Origin of the sequence: Micromonospora sp. NPDC048947 (genome assembly GCF_040649495.1) — a bacterium.
Classification (GTDB): Bacteria; Actinomycetota; Actinomycetes; order Mycobacteriales; family Micromonosporaceae; genus Micromonospora; species Micromonospora alfalfae.
Genome location: NZ_JBEZFO010000019.1, coordinates 1 through 21,136, shown reverse-complemented (window position 1 = coordinate 21,136; position 21,136 = coordinate 1). Strand labels below are relative to the sequence as shown.

Sequence of the window (21,136 nt, the reverse complement as noted above, 5' to 3'; positions counted from 1 at the left end):
ACCAGGGAGGATGGTCCCCGTGCCACGCGGAGAACTGCGCATCTATCTGGGGGCCGCCCCCGGCGTCGGCAAGACGTACGCCATGTTGGAGGAGGCCCAGCGGCGGGCCGCGCGCGGCACCGACGTGGTGATCGGCTTCGTGGAGACCCACGGCCGCCAGCACACCGCCGAGATGCTCGGAGACCTGGAGCAGGTGCCCCGCCGCACGATGACCTACCGGGGCGTCGAGTTCACCGAGATGGACCTGGACGAGGTGCTGGCCCGCCGGCCGCAGATCGCCGTGGTCGACGAGTTGGCGCACACCAACATTCCCGGCTCCCGCCACGACAAGCGCTGGCAGGACGTCCAGGAGCTGCTCGACGCGGGGATCGACGTGCTCTCCACTGTCAACGTGCAGCACCTGGAGTCGGTGAACGACGTCGTCGCGCAGATCACCGGCACCACCCAGCGGGAGACAGTGCCGGACGAGATCGTCCGCGCCGCCGAGCAGGTCGAGCTTGTCGACATGACCCCGGAGGCGCTGCGCCGGCGGATGGCGCACGGCAACATCTACCGACCCGACAAGATCGACGCCGCGTTGGGCAACTACTTCCGGGTCGGCAACCTCACCGCGCTGCGCGAGCTGGCGCTGCTCTGGCTGGCCGACAAGGTCGACGAGCAGCTCGACCGCTACCGCAGCCAGCAGGGGATCGCTGCCACCTGGGAGGCCCGGGAACGGGTGGTGGTAGCGCTGACCGGTGGCCCGGAGGGCGAGACGCTGATCCGTCGGGCGGCCCGGGTCGCGGCCCGCAGCAAGGGCGCCGACCTACTCGCCGTGCACGTGGCCCGCAGCGACGGCCTGGCCGGCGCCGACCCGGCCCAGTTGGCCCGGCAACGAGTGCTGGTGGAGAGCCTGGGCGGCACGTACCACCAGGTGCTCGGCACCGACGTGCCGGCCGCGCTGCTGGACTTCGCCCAGGGCGTGAACGCCACCCAGCTGGTGCTCGGGGCCAGCCGGCGGGGCCGCCTCGCGCAGATCTTCGCCAGGGGTGTCGGGGTGACCACCACAGCGCTCTCCGGCTCGATCGACGTGCACCTGGTCACCCACAAGCAGGCCGGCAAGGGCCGCCGGGCGGCGGCGGTTCCGGCGGCGCTGTCCCGCCGCCGCCGGCTGCTCGGCTTCGGCCTGGCGGTGCTGGGCATGCCGCTGCTCACAGTGCTGCTGAAGACACTGCCCGACCTGACGCTGACAAACGACATCCTGCTGTTCCTCGCCGGGGTCGTCGGGGTCGCGCTGGTTGGCGGGGTGTGGCCGGCCCTGGTCGCCGCGCTCGGCGGTTCGCTGCTGCTCAACTGGTTCTTCACCCCGCCCTTCCGCACGCTGACCATCGCCGAGGCGGACAACCTCCTCGCGCTGGCCGTCTTCGTCGGGGTGGCCCTCGCGGTGAGCTGGATCGTCGACCTGGCCGCCCGGCGTACCCGGGAGGCCGCGCGCGCCGCCGCCGACGCGCAGACCCTCGCCGCCGTCGCCGGTGGGGTGCTGCGTGGCGAACGACCCCTGCCCGCCCTGCTGGATCAGCTCCGGGAGACCTTCGGGCTGCGCGCGGTGAGCGTGCTGGAGCTGGCCGAGGAGGCCGGTGGACGGCCGGAGCGGGCCCGCGAGGAGCACGCCTGGTGTGTGGTGGCCAGCGTCGGCGAGCAGCCGGCCGGCACGCCCGACGGCGGCGAGACCGCGGTGCCGGTCGACGACCGGATCACCGTCGTGCTCAGCGGCCGACGACTGGAGGCCGCTGATCGGCGGATCGTCGAGGCGTTCGCCGCCCAGGCCGCCGTAGCGCTGCGCCAGGAACGGCTCGCCGAGGAGGCCGCCACCGCCCGACCCCTCGCCGCCGCGGACCGGATGCGCACCGCGCTGCTCGCGGCGGTCAGCCACGACCTGCGTACGCCGCTGGCGTCCGCGAAGGCGGCAGTGACCAGCCTGCGCAGCCACGACATCGAGTTCGACGAGTCCGACCGCGAGGAGTTGCTGGAGACCGCGGAGGAGTCGCTGGACCGGCTTGCCCGGCTGGTCGGCAACCTGCTGGACATGAGCCGGCTCCAGGCAGGCGTGCTGGGCATCTCGGCGACCGCGATCGGCCTGGAGGACGCCGTACCCCTGGCGCTTGACGAACTTGGCCCGGTGGCCGCGACGGTCGGCACCGACATCCCGGCCGACCTGCCGGCCGCCACCGCCGACCCGGGCCTGCTGGAACGGGTGCTGGTGAACATCGTCGCCAACGCGCTGCGGTACAGCCCGCCCGGTCAGCCGCCCACGATCACCGCCAGCGCCCACGCCGGTCAGGTCGAGCTGCGGGTGATCGACAGAGGGCCCGGCATCCCGGAGGACCAGTGGGAGCACGTCTTCCTGCCATTCCAACGCCTCGGTGACCGGGACAACCAGACCGGCGTCGGTCTGGGTCTTGCCCTGTCCCGGGGGTTGGCCGAGGCGATGGGTGGCAGCATCACCCCGGAGACCACCCCCGGTGGTGGGCTCACCATGGTGCTGCGGCTGCCCGCCGCGCCGACCAGTTCGGAGGGGCCGCAGGAATGACGCGCATCCTGGTCGTCGACGACGAACCGCAGATCCTGCGCGCCCTGCGCATCAACCTGCGCGCCCGCCGCTACGACGTGGACGTCGCCGGCACCGGAGCCGCCGCGTTGAAGGCCGCCGCCAGCCACCCACCCGACCTGGTGGTGCTGGACCTCGGCCTGCCCGACATCGACGGCGTGGAGGTGATCCGGGGCCTGCGCGGGTGGACCACAGTGCCGATCATCGTGCTCTCCGGCCGAGCCGGCAGCGAGGACAAGGTCGCGGCGCTGGACGCTGGCGCGGACGACTACGTGACAAAGCCGTTCGGGGTGGAGGAGTTGCTGGCCCGCATCCGCGCGGTGACCCGCCGCCTCGGCGCGCCCAGCGAAGCGGTGCCGGCCCTGCGGATCGGCCAGCACACAGTCGACCTGGCCGACCACAGCGTGCTGCGGGACGACGGCACCGAGGTCAAGCTGACCCCCATTCAGTGGAGCGTGCTGGAGAAGCTGCTGCGTCACCCCGGCAAGCTGGTCAGCCAACGTCAGCTCCTCCAGGACGTGTGGGGGCCGGAATACCAGAACGAGACCAACTACCTGCGGCAGTACCTGGCCCAGCTGCGGCGCAAACTGGAGGACGACCCGGCCCGCCCTCGCCACCTCATCACCGAGCCGGGAATGGGCTACCGCTACCGCCCCTGACCCCGTTGACACCCGCCTGTGGACATTGAAGAATTTCGTTAGCAGCGGCAGCGGCGTGCTTCTGTAACCGCCCCCTTCACCGGTTACCCCTCGGGAGCCCGCCGTGTCCGTGCCCCTGCCCCTGTCCCGTCGTCGGCTGCTGGTCGCCGGCGGTGCCGGCCTCGTCCTGGCCGGCCTCACCGACCCGTTCCGGGCCGCCCCCGCCCGAGCCGCCGTCACCACCGCCGACCTTGTCGTCTACGGCGCCACCTCCGGCGGGCTGGCCGCCGCTATCACCATGCGCCGGCTCGGGCGCACCGCAGTGGTGGTGGAGCCCACCAGCCACGTCGGCGGGTTGAGCACCGCCGGGCTGGGCGCCACCGACACCGGCGTCCAGGCGTCCATCGGCGGGCTGGCCGCCGAGTTCTACCGCCGGGTGTACGTGAAGTACCACGGCGGAACCCTCACCTCGACGTCACCGCTGCGGATGACCTTCGAACCGCACGTCGCCACAGCCGTCTTCGCCGAGATGCTGGCCGAGGCGGGCGTCCCGGTGGTCGTCGACGCCCGGCTGGCTGGTCTCGGCCGAACCGGGAACCGGATCACCGAGCTGCGCACCGAGGACGGGTCGATCTACCGGGGCGGGGTGTTCGTCGACGCCACCTACGAGGGCGATCTGCTGGCCATGGCCGGGGTGGGGTTCACCGTCGGGCGGGAGTCCAACGACACCTACGGCGAGACGATCAACGGGGTGCAGTCGCGCAACACCCACCAGTTCGCCTACCCCGTCGACCCGTACGTGACGGCCGGCTCGCCCGCCAGCGGGCTGCTGCCGGGCATCTCCGCCACCCCGCTCGCCCCGCAGGGCAGCGGCGACGACCGGATCCAGGCGTACTGCTTCCGAATGTGCCTCACCCAGGCGGCCAACCGGATCCCGTTCGGCAAGCCGTCCGGTTACGACCCGATCCGCTACGAGCTGCTGCTGCGACACATCCAGGCCGGCTACCCGGGGCCGTACTTCACCACCCACTCGGTCGGCGGCGGAAAGACCGACTCCAACAACAACGGCGCCGTGTCGACCGACAACATCGGCTTCAACTACGCGTACCCGACGGCGAGCTGGGCGACGCGGGAGAGCATCATCGCCGAGCACCGCAGCTACCAGCAGGGGCTGATGTGGTTCCTGGCCAACGACAGCCGACTGCCGGCGTCGGTGCGCGACTCGACCGCCCGATGGGGACTGCCGGTGGACGAGTTCACCGGCACGGGCGGCTGGCCACCGATGCTCTACATCCGCGAGGCCCGCCGGATGATCTCCGCGTACGTGATGACCGAGGCCGACTGTCGGGGCCGGGTACGCGCCACCGACTCGGTGGGCCTGGCCAGCTACACGATGGACTCGCACAACTGTCAGCGGGTGGTAGTCGACGGCAAGGTCCGCAACGAGGGGGACGTGCAGATCGGCGTGCCGGCGCCGTACCCGGTGAGCTACCGCGCGATAGTGCCGCACCAGGCGCAGTGCGCCAACCTGCTGGTGCCGGTCTGCCTCTCGGCGAGTCACATCGCGTACGGCTCGATCCGGATGGAACCCGTGTTCATGATCCTCGGGCAGGCCGCTGCCACCGCGGCGTCCCTGGCCCTCGCCGGGAACCTCGCCGTGCAGGCCGTCTCCGTGCCCGACCTCCAGACCCGGCTGCGCCAGGACGGCGCGGTGCTGGAGTGGGGCAGCACCAGCGAGGTGATCCTGGACAACGCGGCGGCCAGCGGGATCACCCGGGCCGGGACGTGGCTGCGCAGCACCAGCACCGGTGGCTACTACGGCCCGGACTACGAGCACGACGGCAACACCGCCAAGGGCGTCAACCGGCTGCGGTTCCGCCCGACACTGCCCGCCTCCGGGTCGTGGACGGTGCAGCTGCGCTGGACCGGGCACCCGAACCGGGCGACGAACGTGCCGGTGGACATCGCGTACTCCGGGGGGTTGGTCACCACGACGGTGGACCAGCGGCAGTCCGGCGGCCAGTGGGTGGCACTGGGCACCTACCCGTTCACTGCGGGCAGCGATGGCAGCGTGCTGATCCGTACCGAGGACACCGACGGGTACGTGGTCGCCGACGCGGTCCGCTTCGTCCGCGCCTGAACGGCGTCGGATCCGTGCCCGATCGACTTCTTGACGCCCCGTTCACGCGGCTGCCGGCCGGGCACGCCGACACGGCGAGTAACGTTCCGAACGGACCAAGATCGGCGTACGAGGAGGCACGGTGCTGACGACGACGGTGGACATCCCGACCAGTGACGGAGTGGCGGACGCGAGTCTGACCCGACCGGACGGCGACGGCCCGTTCCCTGCGGTGCTGCTCTTCATGGACGCGTTCGGGCCGCGCCCCCGCCTGGTCGAGATGGCCGAGCGGATCGCCGAACGCGGCTACCTGGTGCTGACGCCCCACCTGTTCTACCGGGCCGGTCGGGCACCCCTGTTCGACCTGTCCCGCCTCGGCGAGGCCGACCAGCGCGGCGCCCTCTTCGAGAAGATCATGCCGCTGGTCGGCGCGTTGACCCCCGACGTGATCAGCCGGGACACCGCCGCGTTCCTCGACTTCCTGGCCGCCCGCGACGACGTCCGACCGGGCCCGGTCGCCATCACCGGTTACTGCATGGGCGGCACGAACGCGCTGCGGGCCATCGAGGCGCACCCGGACCGCATCGCCGCGGTGGCGAGCTTCCACGGCGGGCGGATCGTCACCGAGGCGCCGGACAGCCCACACCTGGGCGTCGCCTCGATCACCGGCGAGGTGTACTTCGGGCACGCCGACGCCGACCAGTCGATGACGCCCGAGCAGATCGCCACGCTGGAGCAGGCGCTCGACGCCGCCGAAGTGCGCTACCGCTCCGAGGTGTACACCGGGGCGCACCACGGCTACACCATGGCCGACACCCCGGCGTACGACGAGCAGGCCACCGAGCGTCACTGGGCCGCCCTGTTCGACCTCCTGGACCGCAATCTGCCAGCGAGCTGATCGATCTGCTCCGGCAATCTTGGACAGTTTCCGTTAGCTCCTAACGGAAACTGTCCAAGATTGCGTTGGCCATGCGGCCGCAGGCCCGTTCAGCGGCGCAGCAGCACCGGGCCGGCGTCGATGCGGGTGCGGAACAGCGCGTACGGCTTGCGCCGCAGGTCCTTGCCGCGCTGGTACTGCGGCTGCCGGTGCAGTTGGTTCGCGGTGACGTAGAGGTACCCGTCGGTGGCCACCGACATGGTGTCCGGCCAGAGCAGTCGCGGGTCGTGCACCAGCGTCTCGTACTCGCCGTCGGGCAGTCGACGTAGCACAGCGTTGTGCTCGTACGAGGTGATGTAGAGCCGCCCGGCGTCGTCGCTCTCCAACCCGTCCGAGGCGGTGCCCCGGTCGCCCTCGTCGACAACCGTCGCGGCGACCGCCTCCTGGGTGACGCCCGGGTCGGCCAGCGCCTCGGTGGACACGCTGTAAAGGCGCCGGGACGCCAACGGGCAGTAGTAGAGCCGGGTGCCGTCGGCGGAGATGGCGATGCCGTCGGAGCCCATGCCCACCGGTTTCGGCGGCCCGTCGGCCGGTCGTTCCAGGAACGGTCGGCCCTCGACAATCGGGCGGAACGACGTCAGCGGCTCCGCCTTGGTGGACGGGTGGTCGTGCAGCCGCCTCCAGGAGGCCCCGCTGGCCAGGTCCACCACGATGATCCCGTTCGGCCCGGCGAACGCGGAGTCGGTGATGTAGGCGACCCCCGCCTCGCCCCGCCGGAGGTCGAAGCGGACGTCGTTGAGGTACGTCGTCGGCAGCGCCACGTCCGCCGGGAAGGTGATCACCTGGGCGACGGTGTCGGTGTCCAGGTCGACCCGGACCAGCTTCGGGCCGCCCGGCTTTGTGGGTTGCAACATCGGGCTGCCGGTGTCCAGCACCCAGAGCCGGTCCGCCGGGTCCACCACGATGCTCTGCACCGAGACGAACGCGCCCGCGTCGTCGTCGCCGGACGGGTCGTTCCACGCCTGGTCGGGGTAGGGCATCTCCTGGCCGTCGCGCAGTTCGACGACTGTGGCCGGCACCTCGTCGCCCCACTTCGGGAAGTTGACGAAGATCCGGCCCCGGTGCGAGACGCTCACCCCGGTCGGCATCGGGCCGGTGAAGGTGTGCACCAGTTCCAGTTCGCCCATCGGCTCGTCGCCGACCGGCCCGTTCATGACGTCCGCCCCACGGTGCTCATCGGCTCGCTCCCTACCGGTCGACTGTTACGGCGCTTGTTCCCGCCCTGGCGTCCGGTATGCCTCCGATCAGCTCGCTGGCGCGGCGGCGCGCGCGGCGGGCAGGCCGGGCACCGGAACGTCCACCGCGAGCAGCGCGCCGTCCTGCGGGCCCGGCGAGTCCAGCCCCACCCGGGCGGTGCCGATGAAGAGTCGCCGCAGGTCGGGGCCGCCGAGGCAGATGCCGGCCGGCTGCTTGGCCGGCAGCCGGATCTCCCGGTCGAGGGTGCCGTCCGGCCGGTAGCGGCGTACCGCCGAGCCGCCCCACAGCGCGATCCAGAGGTGGTCGGCCGCGTCGAGCGTCATGCCGTCCGGGCCGCCGTCGGCGGGGGACAGCCGCAGGAACGGCTCCCGCCCGCGCAGGGCCCCGGTGGCGGGGTCGACTGTGAACCGGTCGATCTCGCCGCGCGGGGTGTCGGCCAGATACATGGTGGTGCCGGTCGCGTCGAACGCCGGCCCGTTCGGGATGGTCAGCCCGGTCACCGCGGGGACCGGCTCGGCGCCCGGTGTGAGGCGGAACAGCGTGCCTCCGCCGGGCACCATCGCGTACGTCATGCTGCCGGCCCAGAAGCGGCCGTGCGGGTCGGCGACCGCGTCGTTCATCCGGGTCGGCTCGGGTGCCTCGCCCACCAGGTCGGTGACCGGTCGGGGGTCGCCGGTGGCGGGCAGCACCGTGACGCCGGTCCCGGCGGCGGCCAGCCATTCACCGGGTCGGTCGGCCACCGGGGCGACCGCGCCGAGCGGCACGTCGAGGCGGCGCAGCACCCGCAGCGGGCTCGGGGCGTCGCCGTCGGTCTCCAACAGTCGCCCGGCCAGCAGGTCGACCAGGACCAGCCGGTCGTCGACCCAACGCAGGCCCTCACCCAACTCCAGTCGGTCGATGCTCCAGACGGTCGGCTCGGTCAGCTCCATGGTGTTCCTCCAAAGGATCGTCAGCGGACCGTACCGCCAGGGCCGTGGTCGAGCAGCGCCAGCTCGGTCCGGTCGGGCAGGCCCTCCCAGTCACCCCGGGTGGCGACCGCGAACGCGCCGGTGGTGACGGCCCGGTCCAGTCGGGCCGACGCGTCGAGGCCGTCGAGCCAGCCGGAGAGCAGCCCGGCGACGAACGCGTCGCCAGCGCCGACGGTGTCCACCACCGGCACCGTCCGGGCTGGACAGTGGATGACGCCGGCCGCGCTGTGGCTGGTCGCGCCGTCGCCGCCGTGCTTGACCACTACCTCGGTGACGCCGGCCGAGAGTAGCGCCGTGGCCGGGTCGGTGGCGTCGGTCAGCACCGCCAACTCGTCGTCGGAGGCGATCACCAGGTCGATCGAGGGCAGCAGTGGGCGCAGCGCGGCGGCGGCCTCGGCGACCGACCAGAGCCGGTTGCGGTGGTTGACGTCAAGGCAGATCGTGCTGCCGGCCGCGCGGGCACGCCGCACGGCTTCCACCACCGCCTGGTACGGCTCGACGCCGAGCGCGCAGGTGATGCCGGTGACGTGCAACAGCCGGGGTGGCGGCCCGGGCGCGTCGAAGGCAGGTGTCACGTCGGTCGGGCCCAGCCGGGACCCGGCCGACCCGGCACGGTGGTAGGTGACCCGGTTGATGTCGGCGACCCGGTTCTCGAAGAGGATCAGGCCGGTGGGGGCGGTCGCGTCGACCCGGGACCAGGTCAGGTCGACACCCTCGGCGCGCAGCGTACGGCGGACCAGCTCGCCGGGCTCGTCGGCGCCGGTGACGCCGACCCAGGCGGCCCGGTGGCCGAGCCGCGCCAGGCCGATCGCCACATTCGACTCGGATCCGGCGACGGAGATGCTGGCGGTGCCGCCCAGTCGCAGCGGGCCGGTGGTGCGGAACGCCGCCATCGTCTCGCCGAGCGTGAGCAGGTCGGTCATTGCCGGACCGCCGCGAGGAAGGCGGCGGCGCGCTCCCGCAGCGCCACCTGGTCGCCGCCACGGACGGCGTCGCCGAGCAGCGGGGAACCGACGCCGACAGCGACCGCTCCCCGTTGCAGGTAGCGTCGCGCACCGTCCGCGTCGACCCCACCGACGGGCACGAACGCGGCACCGGGGAACGGGTCGCGCAGGGCGCCGAGGTAGTCGGGCCCGCCGAACGAGGCCGGGAAGAGCTTGATCGCGGCGGCCCCGCCGTCGGTTGCCTGCACCACCTCGGTGGGGGTGAGGGCACCGGCGAGCACCGGCAGGCCGAGCCGGCCGCCCTCGGCGAGGCTCGCCGCGATGGCCGGCGTGACCAGGAAGCCGGCCCCCGCATCGGCCGCCGCGCGGGCGTCCTCGGCGCTGAGCACTGTGCCGGCGCCCAGGGCGTAGCCGGGGCCGAGGGCAGCCCGGGCGCGGCGGATGACGCCGAGCGCGTCGGTGCTGGTCAGCGAGACCTCGACCAGGGCGACGCCGCTCTCGGCCAGTGTGAGCACGGCGGTCAGCGCGGCGGCCGGATCCGGGCCGCGCACGATGGCCAACAGCCGGTGGGTACGCAGCTCGTCGAGCAGGTTCATCACGGTGTCCTCAGTGGTTGCGGTGGGCGGTGATGGTGAGTCGCCAGGTGACCTCGCCGGTGGGCGGGACGACCGCCGCGTCGGAGGGGCCGGCGTCGGCCAGGTCGAAGGCGCTGCCGAGCATCGGTTCGACACCGATGCTGCGGTAGGGGCAGTCGGCCGGCCAGCCGCCCAGGTTGCGCCAGAGCGCGGTGCTGCGGGGCTGGCCGTCACACTCCAGCTCCAGAGTCAGCCGGTCGTCGCCGTCGACCACCTGGACCCGTGGGCAGTCGAGCAGCACCGCGCCGAGGGCCGTGCCGTCGTCGGCGCCGAAGGTGTCCAGCGTCAGCCCGGCGGGAGCGGGCCACGGCCCGGTCAGCCACGGGCTACCGGTGGGCCAGACGCCCGGCGGCAGGAGCGCCGCGGCCTCCGGATGCAGCCGGGTGGGCGTGCCGGCGGGGGCGTCGAGATGAGCCTCGGGGGAGAGGCCGAGCAGGGCGTGTGCGGCCCACACGAAACGGTAAGCGGGGTCGGCGGCCAGCCGGTAGTCGGCCACCACCACGCCACCGTCGTCGGTGATCCGCCGGCTCAGCGTGAACGTCGGCCGCTCGATGACCAAGGTTTCAGGGCCGCCGCTGCGCCACTGCCGCGACCACACCTCGCCGTGGTCGGGCTCGCCGCGCACTGTGGGCAGGCACTCCTCCAGCCCACCGGCGTCGACGAACGCGTCGTCGGGGCGTACCCCGTGGCGGCCGGGTTCCGGGCCACGCCACAGCCACTCCCGGCCGCCGCCGCGCAGACTCGTCCACCGACCGCCGTGCGCCGCGTCGTACGCCACCCGCAGGGCCACCGGCCGCGCGCCGGTCACCACTCGGCGAAGGACCCGTCGGCGTGCTGCCAGACCGGGTTGCGCCAGGCGTGGGGCGTCTGGGCGGCCTTGCGGACCGCCGCCTCGTCGACGGTGATGCCCAGGCCGGGCCGGTCGAGGCGGGCGATGTGCCCGTCCACGAACCGGAACGGCTCCGGGTCGACCAGGTAGTCGAGCAATTCCGAGCCGGCGTTGTAGTGGATGCCGATGCTCTGCTCCTGGATCAGGAAGTTCGGCGTCGCGAAGGCCACCTGGAGACTGGCCGCCAGGGAGATCGGGCCGAGCGGGCAGTGCGGGGCGAGCAGCGCGCCGTACGTCTCGGCCAGCGCGGCGATCCGGCGGACCTCGGAGATCCCACCGGCGTGCGACAGGTCCGGTTGGACCACTGCGACCCCGGCCTGCAACGGGGCGAGGAACTCGGACCGACCGTAGAGCCGTTCGCCGGTGGCCACCGGGATCGGCGTGCTGGCGACGATGTCGCGCAGGTGGTGAGCCTGATCGGGCAGGACCGGCTCCTCCACGAAGAACGGGCGCAGGGCGGCCAGCTCGGGCAGGATCCGGCGGACGGCGGCCAGTCCGGCGCGACCGTGGAAGTCCACAGCGATGTCCCGGTCGGGGCCGAGCACCTCGCGGGCGGCTGCCACCCGGCCGATGACCGCGTCCACCTCGGCCGAGGTGGGGATCGGCGAGAGTCGCCCGCAGGCGTTCATCTTGATCCCGGTGAGGCCGGCGGCTACCTGCGCTGCGGCGGCGTCGGCCACCTCGCCGGGTTCGTCCCCGCCGACCCACGAGTAGATCCGTACCCGGTCGCGCACGTGCCCGCCGAGCAGCGCGTGCACCGGCGCGCCGTACGCCTGCCCGGCGATGTCCCAGAGCGCCTGGTCGAGGCCGGCGACAGCGCTGGAGAGGATCGGGCCGCCCCGGTAGAAGCCGCCCTTGGTGAGCACCTGCCAGTGCTGCTCGATGCGCAGGGGGTCCGCACCGATCAGGTGTTCGGAGAGCACCTCGACCGCGCTGCGCACCACCTCGGCGCGGCCCTCGACCACCGGCTCGCCCCACCCGACCAGCCCGTCGTCGGTCTCCACCCGGCAGAACAACCACCGTGGCGCGACCAGGAAGGTCTCGATCCGTTCGATCTTCACTGACTGCCCCTTCGTCCCCGTACCTTCTCGACGTCGCGGACGGCCTTGTCCAGCAACTGACGCATCGCGGTCTCGGCCGCCGTCTCGTCCCGGTCGCGCAGCGCGTCGACCACGGCGCGGTGGCTGGGCACCGGGTCGTCGTGCGGGGTGCCACCGTGCACCAGCCGGTCCCGTTCGGCGAGCCCGGTCTCCATCACCACCTCCATCCGTTCCAGCAGCTCGTTGTGGGTGGCGGTGAGCAGCGCGCGGTGGAAAGCGAGGTCGGCGGCGATGGCGGCGGCGGGATCACCGTTGGCCCGGGCCATCTCGGCCAGCGCCCGGTCGAGGGCGGTCAGGTCGTCCTCCGTGGCGCGGGTGGCGGCCAGCCGTGCGGCGGCCGGCTCGATGATGGCGCGCACCTCGTGCAGTTGGTCGAGCAGCCGCTGGTCGGTGCCCTCGGCGAACTGCCAGCGGATCACGTCACCGTCGAGCAGGTTCCAGTCCGCACGGGGTCGGACGAAGGTGCCGCGCTTCTGTCGGGCGTCGACGATGCCCTTGGCCGAGAGGACCTTCAGCGCCTCGCGGAGCGCGGTGAGGCTGACGTCGAACTCCTCCTGCAACGCGACGATGTTCAGCGTCGCTCCGGCGGCGATCTCGCCGGTGAGGATGCGACGGGCGATCGCTTCGACTGTCTGCCCGTGGACGCCGCGGCGTGCGTACTGTGCCAATGCTCCTGGCCTTTTCGCTGGTCGGTATCGATCTCTCTCAGGCCGAGGCTTTCACCGCTGTCCAGCCACCGTCCACCACGAGGCTCGCGCCGGTGATGTAGGCGGCGTCCGGCGAGGCGAGGAAGGCGACTGTGGAGGCCACCTCGTCCGGTGTGCCGAAGCGCTTCGCGACGGTCTCCGCGATGCTTTGCTGGCGGTCCTCTTCGGACACGTCGGCCCAGGCGGCGGTGAGGATCGGCCCGGGCAGCACCGTGTTGACCCGGACCTGCGGGCCGTACTCGACGGCGAGTTGGCGGCCGAGCGCGAGCAGGCCACCCTTGGCCGCCGCGTACGCGGGTCGGCCGGGCAACCCGACCAGCGCGTGCACCGAGGAGATCAGCACCACCGCGCCGGAGCGTGCCCGCAGGTCGTCCAGGCAGGCGCGGACGCCGAGGAAGGAGCCGGTGAGGCTGACGCCGAGCTGTTGGTCCCAGGACTGCCTACTGGTCTCGTGCGCCGGGGCGACCCGCACGGCGTAGGCGGTGCTGACCAGGATGTCGACCGGGCCGAGGTGGTCCCGTACGGCGCTCACGGCGACCGTCCAGTCGGCCTCGTCGCTGACGTCGCCCACTACGGACAGTGCGCGGTCGCCTCGCGCTGTCAGTTCCTCGGCCAGCGGGGCCGGGTCGGTCACGTCGAGTAGCGCAACCGCTGCCCCCTCGGCGGCGAGTCGCCGGGCGATGGCCGCGCCGATCCCACCCATCGCACCGGTGACCAGGGCGTTCTTGCCCTCAAGCCGACGCATAAGCTGATCCACCTGGCCCTCGCCTTGGTCTCGTCTAATCATTAATTACGAAGATATCTTGACAGCCGGCGACGGCCGATGCAACCTTCTGGTCACAGCATTCACATGGACGACACATCGCGTGGTGACGCTGAGTGTCGTAAAGGAAGGGATACCTCCGTGAGCGACTTCGACCCCGGTCGCCGGCGATTCCTTGGCCACCTTGGGCTCGCCGGCCTGGGCGCGCTCGGCGCCAGCTCGTTCCTCAGCGCGTGCGCCAGTTCCGCCAGCGGGCCGACCACGAGCAACGGCTCGGGCGCTGTCACCATCCAGTCCAACCTCTCCTCGCCGCAGGCCAAGGCGGCGATGGAGAAGCTGATCGAGACCTTCAACGCGCAGGGCAAGGGCACGGCGAGCCTCAACACGATCGCCTCGGAGACCTTCCGGACCCAGTTGCCGACGTACCTGACCTCGGCCAACCCGCCGGACCTCTACACCTGGTACGCGGGCTCGGTCGCCAACGACTACGCCAGCAAGAACCTGCTGCTGGACGTCTCCGAGGTGTGGAAGTCACTGGACGACTACCCCCAGTCGCTGCGCACCCTCTCCACCGACGCCAGCGGCAAGCAGATCTTCGTGCCGATGAACAACTACTGGTGGGGCTTCTTCTACCGCAAGTCCAACTTCGCCAAGTGGGGCGTGCAGGAGCCGAAGACCTGGACCGAGTTCCTGGCGCTGTGCGAGACGCTGAAGAGCAAGGGCGTCCCGCCGATCGGCATCGGCCTCGGCGACACCCCGTGGGTGGCCTCGGCCTGGTTCGACTACCTGAACATCCGGATCAACGGCGCGCCGTTCCACCGCGAGCTGCTCGCCGGCAAGCAGCGCTTCGACGACCCGAAGGTCAAGGCGGTCTTCACCCGCTGGCGTGAGGCCCTGCCCTACTTCGACCCCAAGGGCAAGGCGTACCCGTTCCAGGAGGCGACCACAGCGCTGCTGGCCGGCAAGACCGGCATGTTCCTGATCGGTACGTTCTTCGCCGACGCCGCACCCAAGGACGCGCTCGGCGACCTTGACTTCTTCCGGTTCCCGATCATCGATCCGGCGGTGCCGTTGGCCGAGGAGGCACCTACCGACGGCTTCTTCGCCAGCGCGAAGACCGCCAACCCGACCGGCACCAAGGCCCTGCTCAGCTACCTCTCCGGGGTCGAGGCCCAGGAGGCGTACGTCAAGGCCAGCTCCGGCATCGTGCTGCCGGCCAACCCGAAGGCCAAGGCGTCCGACTCGCCGCTGGTGGTCAAGGGCAAGGCGATGCTGGACGAGGCCAAGGAGCTGACCCAGTTCTTCAACCGCGACTCCAGCGACGCGCTCCAGCCGACGGCGGACACCGCGCTGACCAAGTTCATCGACAAGCCGGACCAGATCGACGCGATCCTGCGGGAGTGGCAGGCCGGCGCCGAGAAGGTCTTCAAGGGCTGACGTGACAGCAACGATCTCCACGACTTCGGTCACCCCCACCCGGCGGCGGCGACGGTCGGCTCGACTGTCGCCGCTGCTGGTGGCGTTCGTCCTCGTGCCGTTCGCGGTGGAGAGCGTCTGGGTGTTCTGGCCGGCGCTCCAGGGCTTCTGGTTCTCCCTCACCCGGTGGGACGGGATGACACCGCCGACCTTCGTCGGCACCGACAACTACGTCGAGCTGGCCGGTGACGCCACCTTCCGGGGTGCGCTGATCAACACGGTGATCTGGCTGGTGCTCTTCGGCGGCCTTTCCGTGCTGGGTGGCTTCGGGATGGCGCTCGTCCTGCAGAAGGAGCGGCGCTTCGTCGGCTTCTACCGGGCCGCGCTGTTCACCCCTGTGGTGTTCTCGCTGGTGGTGACCGCACTGGTCTGGCGGGTCTTCTACCAGCCCGACGGCATCGCCGACACGCTGCTGCGGGCGGTCGGCCTGGAGCACCTGATCCGGCCCTGGCTCGCCGACCCGCAGACCGCCCTGTACGCGGTCATCCTGCCCGCCCTGTGGCGGCAGATCGGCTACGTGATGGTGCTGTTCCTGGCCGGGCTGAAGGCGATCGACCCGGCGCTGCACGAGGCGGCGCGGATGGACGGCGCCAACGCCTGGCAGCGGTTACGACACGTCACGATTCCCCAGCTCAAGGGGGTCAACGCCGTGGTGCTGTCGGTCATCGTGATCGACTCGCTGCGCTCGTTCGACATCGTCTGGTCGCTGACCAAGGGCGGGCCGTACCACTCGTCGGAGCTGCTCAGCACCTACATGTACTCGACAGCGTTCCAGAGCCTGCGGCTGGGCTACGCCTCAGCGATCGCCGTCGTGATCTTCGTGCTCGCGCTGGCCGTCATCCTCGGCTACCTGGTCCGCGCGTTCCGGGAGGAAGCGTGATGAACAAGCTCCGTACCGGGGCCTTCCACACCGGCATGATCCTGCTCTCGCTGCTCTGGCTGGGCCCGGTGCTCTGGGTGGTGGTGATGTCCACCCGGTCGTTCGACGACATCGCGGCGCACGGCGTGGGCAGCCTGCCCCGGTCCTTCACACTGGACACCTACCGGCAGGCGTGGACCGACGGCGGCGAGCTGCGCGCGCTGATCAACAGCATGTTGGTCACCGTTCCGTCGGTGGCGTTGAGCCTGGGGTTGGCCGCGATGGCCGCGTTCGCGCTGAGTCGCTTCCGGATCCCCGGGCGGCGCACGATCCTGCTGCTGATGCTCGCCGGCAACCTGCTGCCACCGCAGATCCTGCTCATCCCGGTGGCCAAGTTCAGCGAGCTGACCGGCCTGTACGACACGCTCTGGGCGTTGATCGCGGTGCAGGTCGGCTTCGGGCTCGGCTTCTACACGTTCGTCCTGCACGGCTTCATGCGGGACCTGCCGGGCGAGATCCAGGAGGCGGCCACCATCGACGGCGCCGGCACCGCGCAGATCTTCACCAGGGTGATGCTGCCGCTGACCCGACCCGCTCTGGCAGCTCTCGGGGCGCTCTCCTTCACCTGGATCTTCAACGACCTGCTCTGGGCGATCACCGTGCTGCGTACCGATGACAACATGCCGGTCACCCCGGCGCTGCTCGCCCTTCAGGGCCAGTTCGTCTCGTCCTGGAACGTCATCGCCGCCGGTACTGTCATCGCGGCGGTGCCCACCGTCGCGGTCTTCCTCCGCTTCCAGCGGCACTTCGTCTCCGGACTGGCGCTCGGAGCGGTCAAGTGACCGCCGGGGCCGGGCAGCGCTGGACGCTGCGCGGCACGCACACCGAGTACACCGTCGCCGTGCCCGCGCACGGCCGTTGGCTGGAGCTTGTCGCGTGGGGGCCGCACGGTGTCTCCGACGGGCCTTCGCCGGTCGCCTACGACGGCCCGGTCCCGTTCCTCACCGCCGGGGACGCGGCCCCCATCGAGTACGCGACCGACGCCGACCGCCCGTTCACCGGTGCCGACCTGGTGATCGAGACCGTGAACGGGCAGCGCCGGGTGGGTTTCGTGCACACCGACGCGCGGGTCGACGCCGACCAGCGGGAACTGGCCGTCGAGTTCGCCGACCCGGTGACCGGGCTGCGCGCCACAGTGCACTACCGGGTGCCGGTCGGCACCGACGTGGTGCAGCGGTGGGTCGAGCTGGCCAACGACGGCACCGACGCGCTGCGGGTCGTCCGGGCCGGCTCGGGCGGGTTCTGCGTACCGACGCCGCACGGCGCGCTGCTCAGCCACCAGTGGGGGCAGTGGGCGCAGGAGTTCCAGCTCTCCCACGTCGAGCTGGGCCACGGCACGTTCAGCATCGGCAGTTCCCAGGGCGTACCCGGGCACCTGCACGTGCCCTGGCTGGCCGTGCGCGACACCGCCGAGCCGGCCGGTCCGGCGTGGGGGATGGCGCTGGCCTGGACCGGCTCCTGGGAGATCAGCGCCGAGCGGGACACCGGCGGCCTGACCCGGGTCCGGGTCGGCCGTCAACTGGTCGACGGCCCGCTGGAGTTGGCCGCCGGCGAACGGTTGACACTCCCGGTGGCCACCGGGGCGTACAGCCCGGACGGCCTGGACGGGCTGGCCCGGGTCTGGCACACCCACCAGCGGTTGCTGGCCGCCGACCGGCTCAGCCCTCGCCCGGTGCTCTACAACTCCTGGGAGGCTACCTACTTCGCCGTCGAGGCGCAGAGTCAGCTCGCGCTCGCCCGGATCGCCGCCGAGTTGGGCGTGGAGACGTTCGTGGTGGACGACGGCTGGTTCGTCGGCCGCGACGACGACACCGCCGGGCTGGGCGACTGGACGCCCGACCCGGCGAAGTTCCCGGCCGGGTTCGACACCTTCATCGCCGACGTCCGCGCCCTCGGGCTGAACTTCGGGCTCTGGGTCGAGCCGGAGTGCGTCAACCCGAAGTCCTCCCTGTACGCCGAGCACCCGGACTGGGTCTACTCCGTCGACGGCCGACCCCTCACTCCGGTCCGTAACCAGTACCTGCTCGACCTGGGCCGGCCGGAGGTCGCCGAGTTCGTCCACTCCACAGTCGACGGCCTGCTGCGCCGGTACGACATCGACTACCTGAAGTGGGACTTCAACAGGCCGCGCACCGAGCCGGGTCGGTCCGGCGGGTTGGGCCCGCTCGACCTGGACGGCGCGCACGTCGCCAACCTGCACCGGATCTACGAGCGGTTGCGCCGGGACCATCCCGGCGTGCTGATCGAGGCGTGCGCCGGCGGGGGCGCGCGGACCGACCTGGCGATGGCCGCCCGGGCCGACGTCTTCTGGCCCAGCGACAACACCGGCCCGCTGGACCGGCTCGCCATCCAGTACGGCTTCCTGCACGCCAACGCCCCGCACCTGCTCAGCTCCTGGGTCACCGACGCGCCCGGCCTGTTCGACAGCCGCCCCCGATCGCTGGCGTTCCGATTCGTCCTGGCGATGGCCGGTGTGCTCGGCATCGGCGCCGACATCAGGGCGTGGACCCCGGCCGAGCGGGCCGAGGCGGCCGGCTGGATCGCCCGCTACAAGGAGATCCGGGACGTCGTCACGCGCGGCGAGGTGCACCTGATCGGTGGCCCCGACCAGGCCCGCTGTGCGGTGCAGTACACCGCGCCGGACGAGAGCCAGGTGGTGGTGCTGGCCTGGCACACCGGCCGGCTCGACGGCACCGGGCTGCTTCCGTCCCGACCGGTCCGGTTGCCGCTGCGCGGCCTCGACCCGGCGGCCCGTTACTCGCACGGCGATCAGCACTACTCCGGCAGCCACCTCGCCACTGTCGGCCTGCCGGTGCAGTGGAGCGCTACCCACGACGCCGACCTCATGGTGCTGACCCGCTGCTGAGTTCGGAGCACCACCACCCCCACCCCCGAGGGACAGGAGTACCTCCATGCGCCTGAACCGACAGCTGACCGCTGCCCTGGCCGTGCTCGGCCTGGGCCTGGCCAGCCCGATGCCGGCGATGGCCGGCCCACCCCACGCCGACCCGCCGCAGGCCGGCCACGGGCCCGGCCGCCCCGGTCACGCCCCGGCAGCCACCGGCGCGGAGGACCAGGGCGCGCCGACCTTCTTCAACAGCGGTCTCGCCCCGACGCCCTACCAGGGTTGGAACACCTACTTCGGTCTCGGTGGCGACCCCACCGAGGCCGAAGTACGGTCGGTCACCGACCACATGGTCAACAGTGGCCTGCGGGACGCCGGCTACACCTACGTGTGGATCGACGGCAACTGGGCAGCACCCACCCCGCGCAACGAGGCCGGCCAGCTCGTCGCCGACCCGGCCCGCTTCCCCGGCGGAATGCCGGCGCTGGCCGCGTACATCCACAGCAAGGGGATGAAGGCCGGCATCTACACCGACGCCGGCCCCTACCTGCCGGGGCAGTGCGGCCTCGGCAGCAACGGTCACTACCGGGCGGACATCGCCCAGTTCGCCGGCTGGGGCTTCGACGCGCTGAAGGCCGACTGGCTGTGCGGCCGGGCCGCCGGCCTCGACCCGGAGGCCACGTTCCGGGAGCTGGCCGAGGCGGTACGCCAGTCGCCCCGACCGATGCTGCTCAACATCTGCAACCCGGTCAGCTCGGACTGGGGCGGCGGCCCGTACACCCCGGAGCAGCTCTCCACCTGGAGCTACACGTACGCGCCCACCATCGCCGACTCCTGGCGGACCTACACGGACGTGGGGCTCACCGACCCGTCCCCGCAGTGGGCGTACCAGTGGGTGCTGCGCAACATGGACGTCAACGCGTACCACCCGGCGGCCACCGGGCCGGGGCACTACAACGACCCGGACTACCTGCTGCCGATGCGCCCGCTGCCCGACGGTGGGTACGAGTTGAGCCTGGACGAGTCCAAGACGCAGCTCGGCATGTGGGCCATCATGGCCGCTCCGCTGGTGATCGGCTCCGACCCGCGTGGCCTGCCGAAGGAGATGATTTCGGCGCTGACCAACCCGGAGATCATCGCGGTGGACCAGGACCCGTTGGTCCGGCAGGGCATCAAGGTCGCCGACACCGGCACCGACGCGCAGGTCTGGAGCAAGGTGCTCACCGGCTCCGGAAAGCGGGCGGTCGCGCTGCTCAACCGGCACGACACCGCCCAGCAGATCACTGTGAACTTCGCCGACGTCGCCCTCGGCGGGTCGGTTCGGGTCCGTGACCTGTGGGCCCGCGCCAACGTGGACGCCCAGCCGGGCAGCCCGGGTGTTCAGCCGTTCACCGGCTCGTACACCGTCGAGGTGCCGGCGCACGGGGTGGCCATGCTCGGCCTGACCGGCACCGACCAGGTCGCCGGCGCCGACCTCGGCGGCACCGCCAGCGCCAGCCCGGCGCTGGTCCGGGTGGACGACGCCCACGCCACCGCCTTCGTGCGCGACGCTTCCGGCGCGCTGGCCGTCAACACCCGCACCGGTACGACGTGGGGCACGCACTGGACCTCCCTCGGCGGCCCGGTCGGCGGCCGGATCCTCGGCCAGCCGGCGGCGTACGGCTCCGCCGACGGGCGGCTCGACGTCTTCGTCCGCGGCACCGACGACGCCGCCTGGCAGCGCAGTTACGTGGCCGGTAGCTGGGGACCGTGGCGCAGCCTCGGTGGCACGCTGACCGACGCGCCCACAGTGGCCTGGACCAGCCCGACCCAGTGGACGCTCGTCGCCCGCGGTGCCGACGGCAAGCTCTGGTCGCGTACGCCGACCGCCGGCTGGACCGGCGTCGGGGCCCCGGAGAACCGGCCGTTCTACGGTCGGCCGAGCGCCGTCGTCGACGACGCCGGCGTGCTGCACGTGGCCGTCCGCAGCCGCACCGACGAGGTGTGGTGGAGCAGCCGGACCGGCACCACCTGGTCAGCCTGGACCAACCTGGGCGGCACCACCAGCGGCAGCCCGACCCTGCTCGCCACCTCCGGCCGGGTCTACCTGTTCGCGCTGGCCGCCGACAACCGGCTCTGGCAGCGCAACCTGGCCGACGGCGCCTGGGGCGGCTGGTTCCGACGCGGTGAGTTCGCCACCGACGCGTTCCGGGGTGCGCCCGGAGCCGCCGCCGGTGCCAACGGCAGCGCCTGGCTGGCGGTACGCGGTGTCGACAACCGGGTGCACCAGGTCACCCTCTGATGCACTGTGGCGGGCCGTCGACAGACGGCCCGCCCCACCCGCCGCCGGGCTTTGGCCGGCACGAATGGCCGGCCAGGGCGGGGGGGGGCCCGGGGCCCGCGCGCGGGCCGGCCCCCCGAGCCCGGCGCCAC

General features: G+C 72.1%; 17 protein-coding genes. 9 read left to right on the top strand and 8 right to left on the bottom strand.

All coding sequences use genetic code 11. The annotated features are described in order from the left end of the window. Positions 1-19: 19 nt before the first annotated feature. The 4 genes from AB0B98_RS24855 to AB0B98_RS24840 all read left to right on the top strand — a co-directional run bounded on the left by AB0B98_RS24855 (position 20) and on the right by AB0B98_RS24840 (position 6,242). Positions 20-2,569 carry a DUF4118 domain-containing protein gene (locus AB0B98_RS24855; RefSeq protein WP_357365665.1) on the top strand — a complete coding sequence of 850 codons (2,550 nt, stop codon included), beginning with the start codon at positions 20-22 and terminating at the stop codon, positions 2,567-2,569. Next, positions 2,566-3,246, top strand: coding sequence for a response regulator (locus tag AB0B98_RS24850; RefSeq protein ID WP_238683747.1), 681 nt, complete (start codon positions 2,566-2,568; stop codon positions 3,244-3,246). Before AB0B98_RS24855 ends, AB0B98_RS24850 begins: the two co-directional genes overlap by 4 nt. Positions 3,247-3,349: 103 nt before the next feature. After that, entirely contained in the window at positions 3,350-5,365 is a 2,016-nt protein-coding gene (locus AB0B98_RS24845; protein ID WP_357365663.1) for an FAD-dependent oxidoreductase, read from the top strand. Between the two features lie 121 nt (positions 5,366-5,486). Then, positions 5,487-6,242, top strand: a complete 756-nt coding sequence (locus tag AB0B98_RS24840; RefSeq protein WP_357365661.1) for a dienelactone hydrolase family protein — start codon at positions 5,487-5,489, stop codon at positions 6,240-6,242. Between the two features lie 89 nt (positions 6,243-6,331). Here AB0B98_RS24840 and AB0B98_RS24835 read toward each other — a convergent pair whose 3' ends face one another. The 8 genes from AB0B98_RS24835 to AB0B98_RS24800 form a co-directional block, all read right to left on the bottom strand. Continuing rightward, positions 6,332-7,435, bottom strand: coding sequence for an L-dopachrome tautomerase-related protein (locus AB0B98_RS24835; RefSeq protein ID WP_357365659.1), 1,104 nt, complete (start codon positions 7,433-7,435; stop codon positions 6,332-6,334). A gap of 90 nt (positions 7,436-7,525) precedes the next feature. Further along, a complete protein-coding gene (locus AB0B98_RS24830) occupies positions 7,526-8,407 on the bottom strand; it encodes an SMP-30/gluconolactonase/LRE family protein (protein WP_357365657.1) in 882 nt (293 codons plus the stop codon). A 20-nt stretch (positions 8,408-8,427) separates the two neighbouring features. After that, on the bottom strand, positions 8,428-9,369 hold the full coding sequence (locus tag AB0B98_RS24825) for a sugar kinase (protein ID WP_357365655.1): 942 nt from the start codon (positions 9,367-9,369) through the stop codon (positions 8,428-8,430). Next, positions 9,366-9,986 carry a bifunctional 4-hydroxy-2-oxoglutarate aldolase/2-dehydro-3-deoxy-phosphogluconate aldolase gene (locus AB0B98_RS24820; protein ID WP_357365653.1) on the bottom strand — a complete coding sequence of 207 codons (621 nt, stop codon included), beginning with the start codon at positions 9,984-9,986 and terminating at the stop codon, positions 9,366-9,368. Before AB0B98_RS24820 ends, AB0B98_RS24825 begins: the two co-directional genes overlap by 4 nt. A 10-nt stretch (positions 9,987-9,996) precedes the next feature. Next, positions 9,997-10,836 (bottom strand): hypothetical protein, encoded by an 840-nt coding sequence (locus AB0B98_RS24815; protein ID WP_357365651.1) that lies wholly within the window; start codon positions 10,834-10,836, stop codon positions 9,997-9,999. Further along, the gene (dgoD, locus tag AB0B98_RS24810; protein WP_238671297.1) at positions 10,830-11,975 is read right to left on the bottom strand and encodes a galactonate dehydratase; all 1,146 of its coding nucleotides are present in this window, start codon (positions 11,973-11,975) and stop codon (positions 10,830-10,832) included. Before dgoD ends, AB0B98_RS24815 begins: the two co-directional genes overlap by 7 nt. Beyond that, a complete protein-coding gene (locus AB0B98_RS24805; protein ID WP_238671296.1) occupies positions 11,972-12,682 on the bottom strand; it encodes an FCD domain-containing protein in 711 nt (236 codons plus the stop codon). Before AB0B98_RS24805 ends, dgoD begins: the two co-directional genes overlap by 4 nt. Before the next feature lie 37 nt (positions 12,683-12,719). Next, entirely contained in the window at positions 12,720-13,466 is a 747-nt protein-coding gene (locus tag AB0B98_RS24800) for an SDR family oxidoreductase (protein ID WP_357365649.1), read from the bottom strand. Positions 13,467-13,625: 159 nt separating this feature from the next. On the opposite strand from AB0B98_RS24800, the gene AB0B98_RS24795 reads away from it, so the two are divergent. Genes AB0B98_RS24795 through AB0B98_RS24775 form a run of 5 tightly spaced genes read left to right on the top strand, consistent with a single transcriptional unit; the run spans position 13,626 to position 21,005 of the window. Then, entirely contained in the window at positions 13,626-14,921 is a 1,296-nt protein-coding gene (locus AB0B98_RS24795) for an extracellular solute-binding protein (protein WP_238671294.1), read from the top strand. A 1-nt stretch (position 14,922) separates the two neighbouring features. Next, entirely contained in the window at positions 14,923-15,840 is a 918-nt protein-coding gene (locus AB0B98_RS24790; protein ID WP_357365647.1) for a sugar ABC transporter permease, read from the top strand. After that, a complete protein-coding gene (locus tag AB0B98_RS24785) occupies positions 15,840-16,661 on the top strand; it encodes a carbohydrate ABC transporter permease (protein ID WP_112581751.1) in 822 nt (273 codons plus the stop codon). Before AB0B98_RS24790 ends, AB0B98_RS24785 begins: the two co-directional genes overlap by 1 nt. Next, positions 16,658-18,745, top strand: coding sequence for an alpha-galactosidase (locus AB0B98_RS24780; RefSeq protein WP_357365644.1), 2,088 nt, complete (start codon positions 16,658-16,660; stop codon positions 18,743-18,745). Before AB0B98_RS24785 ends, AB0B98_RS24780 begins: the two co-directional genes overlap by 4 nt. Before the next feature lie 46 nt (positions 18,746-18,791). Beyond that, positions 18,792-21,005, top strand: a complete 2,214-nt coding sequence (locus tag AB0B98_RS24775; RefSeq protein WP_357365642.1) for a glycoside hydrolase family 27 protein — start codon at positions 18,792-18,794, stop codon at positions 21,003-21,005. Positions 21,006-21,136: the final 131 nt, after the last annotated feature.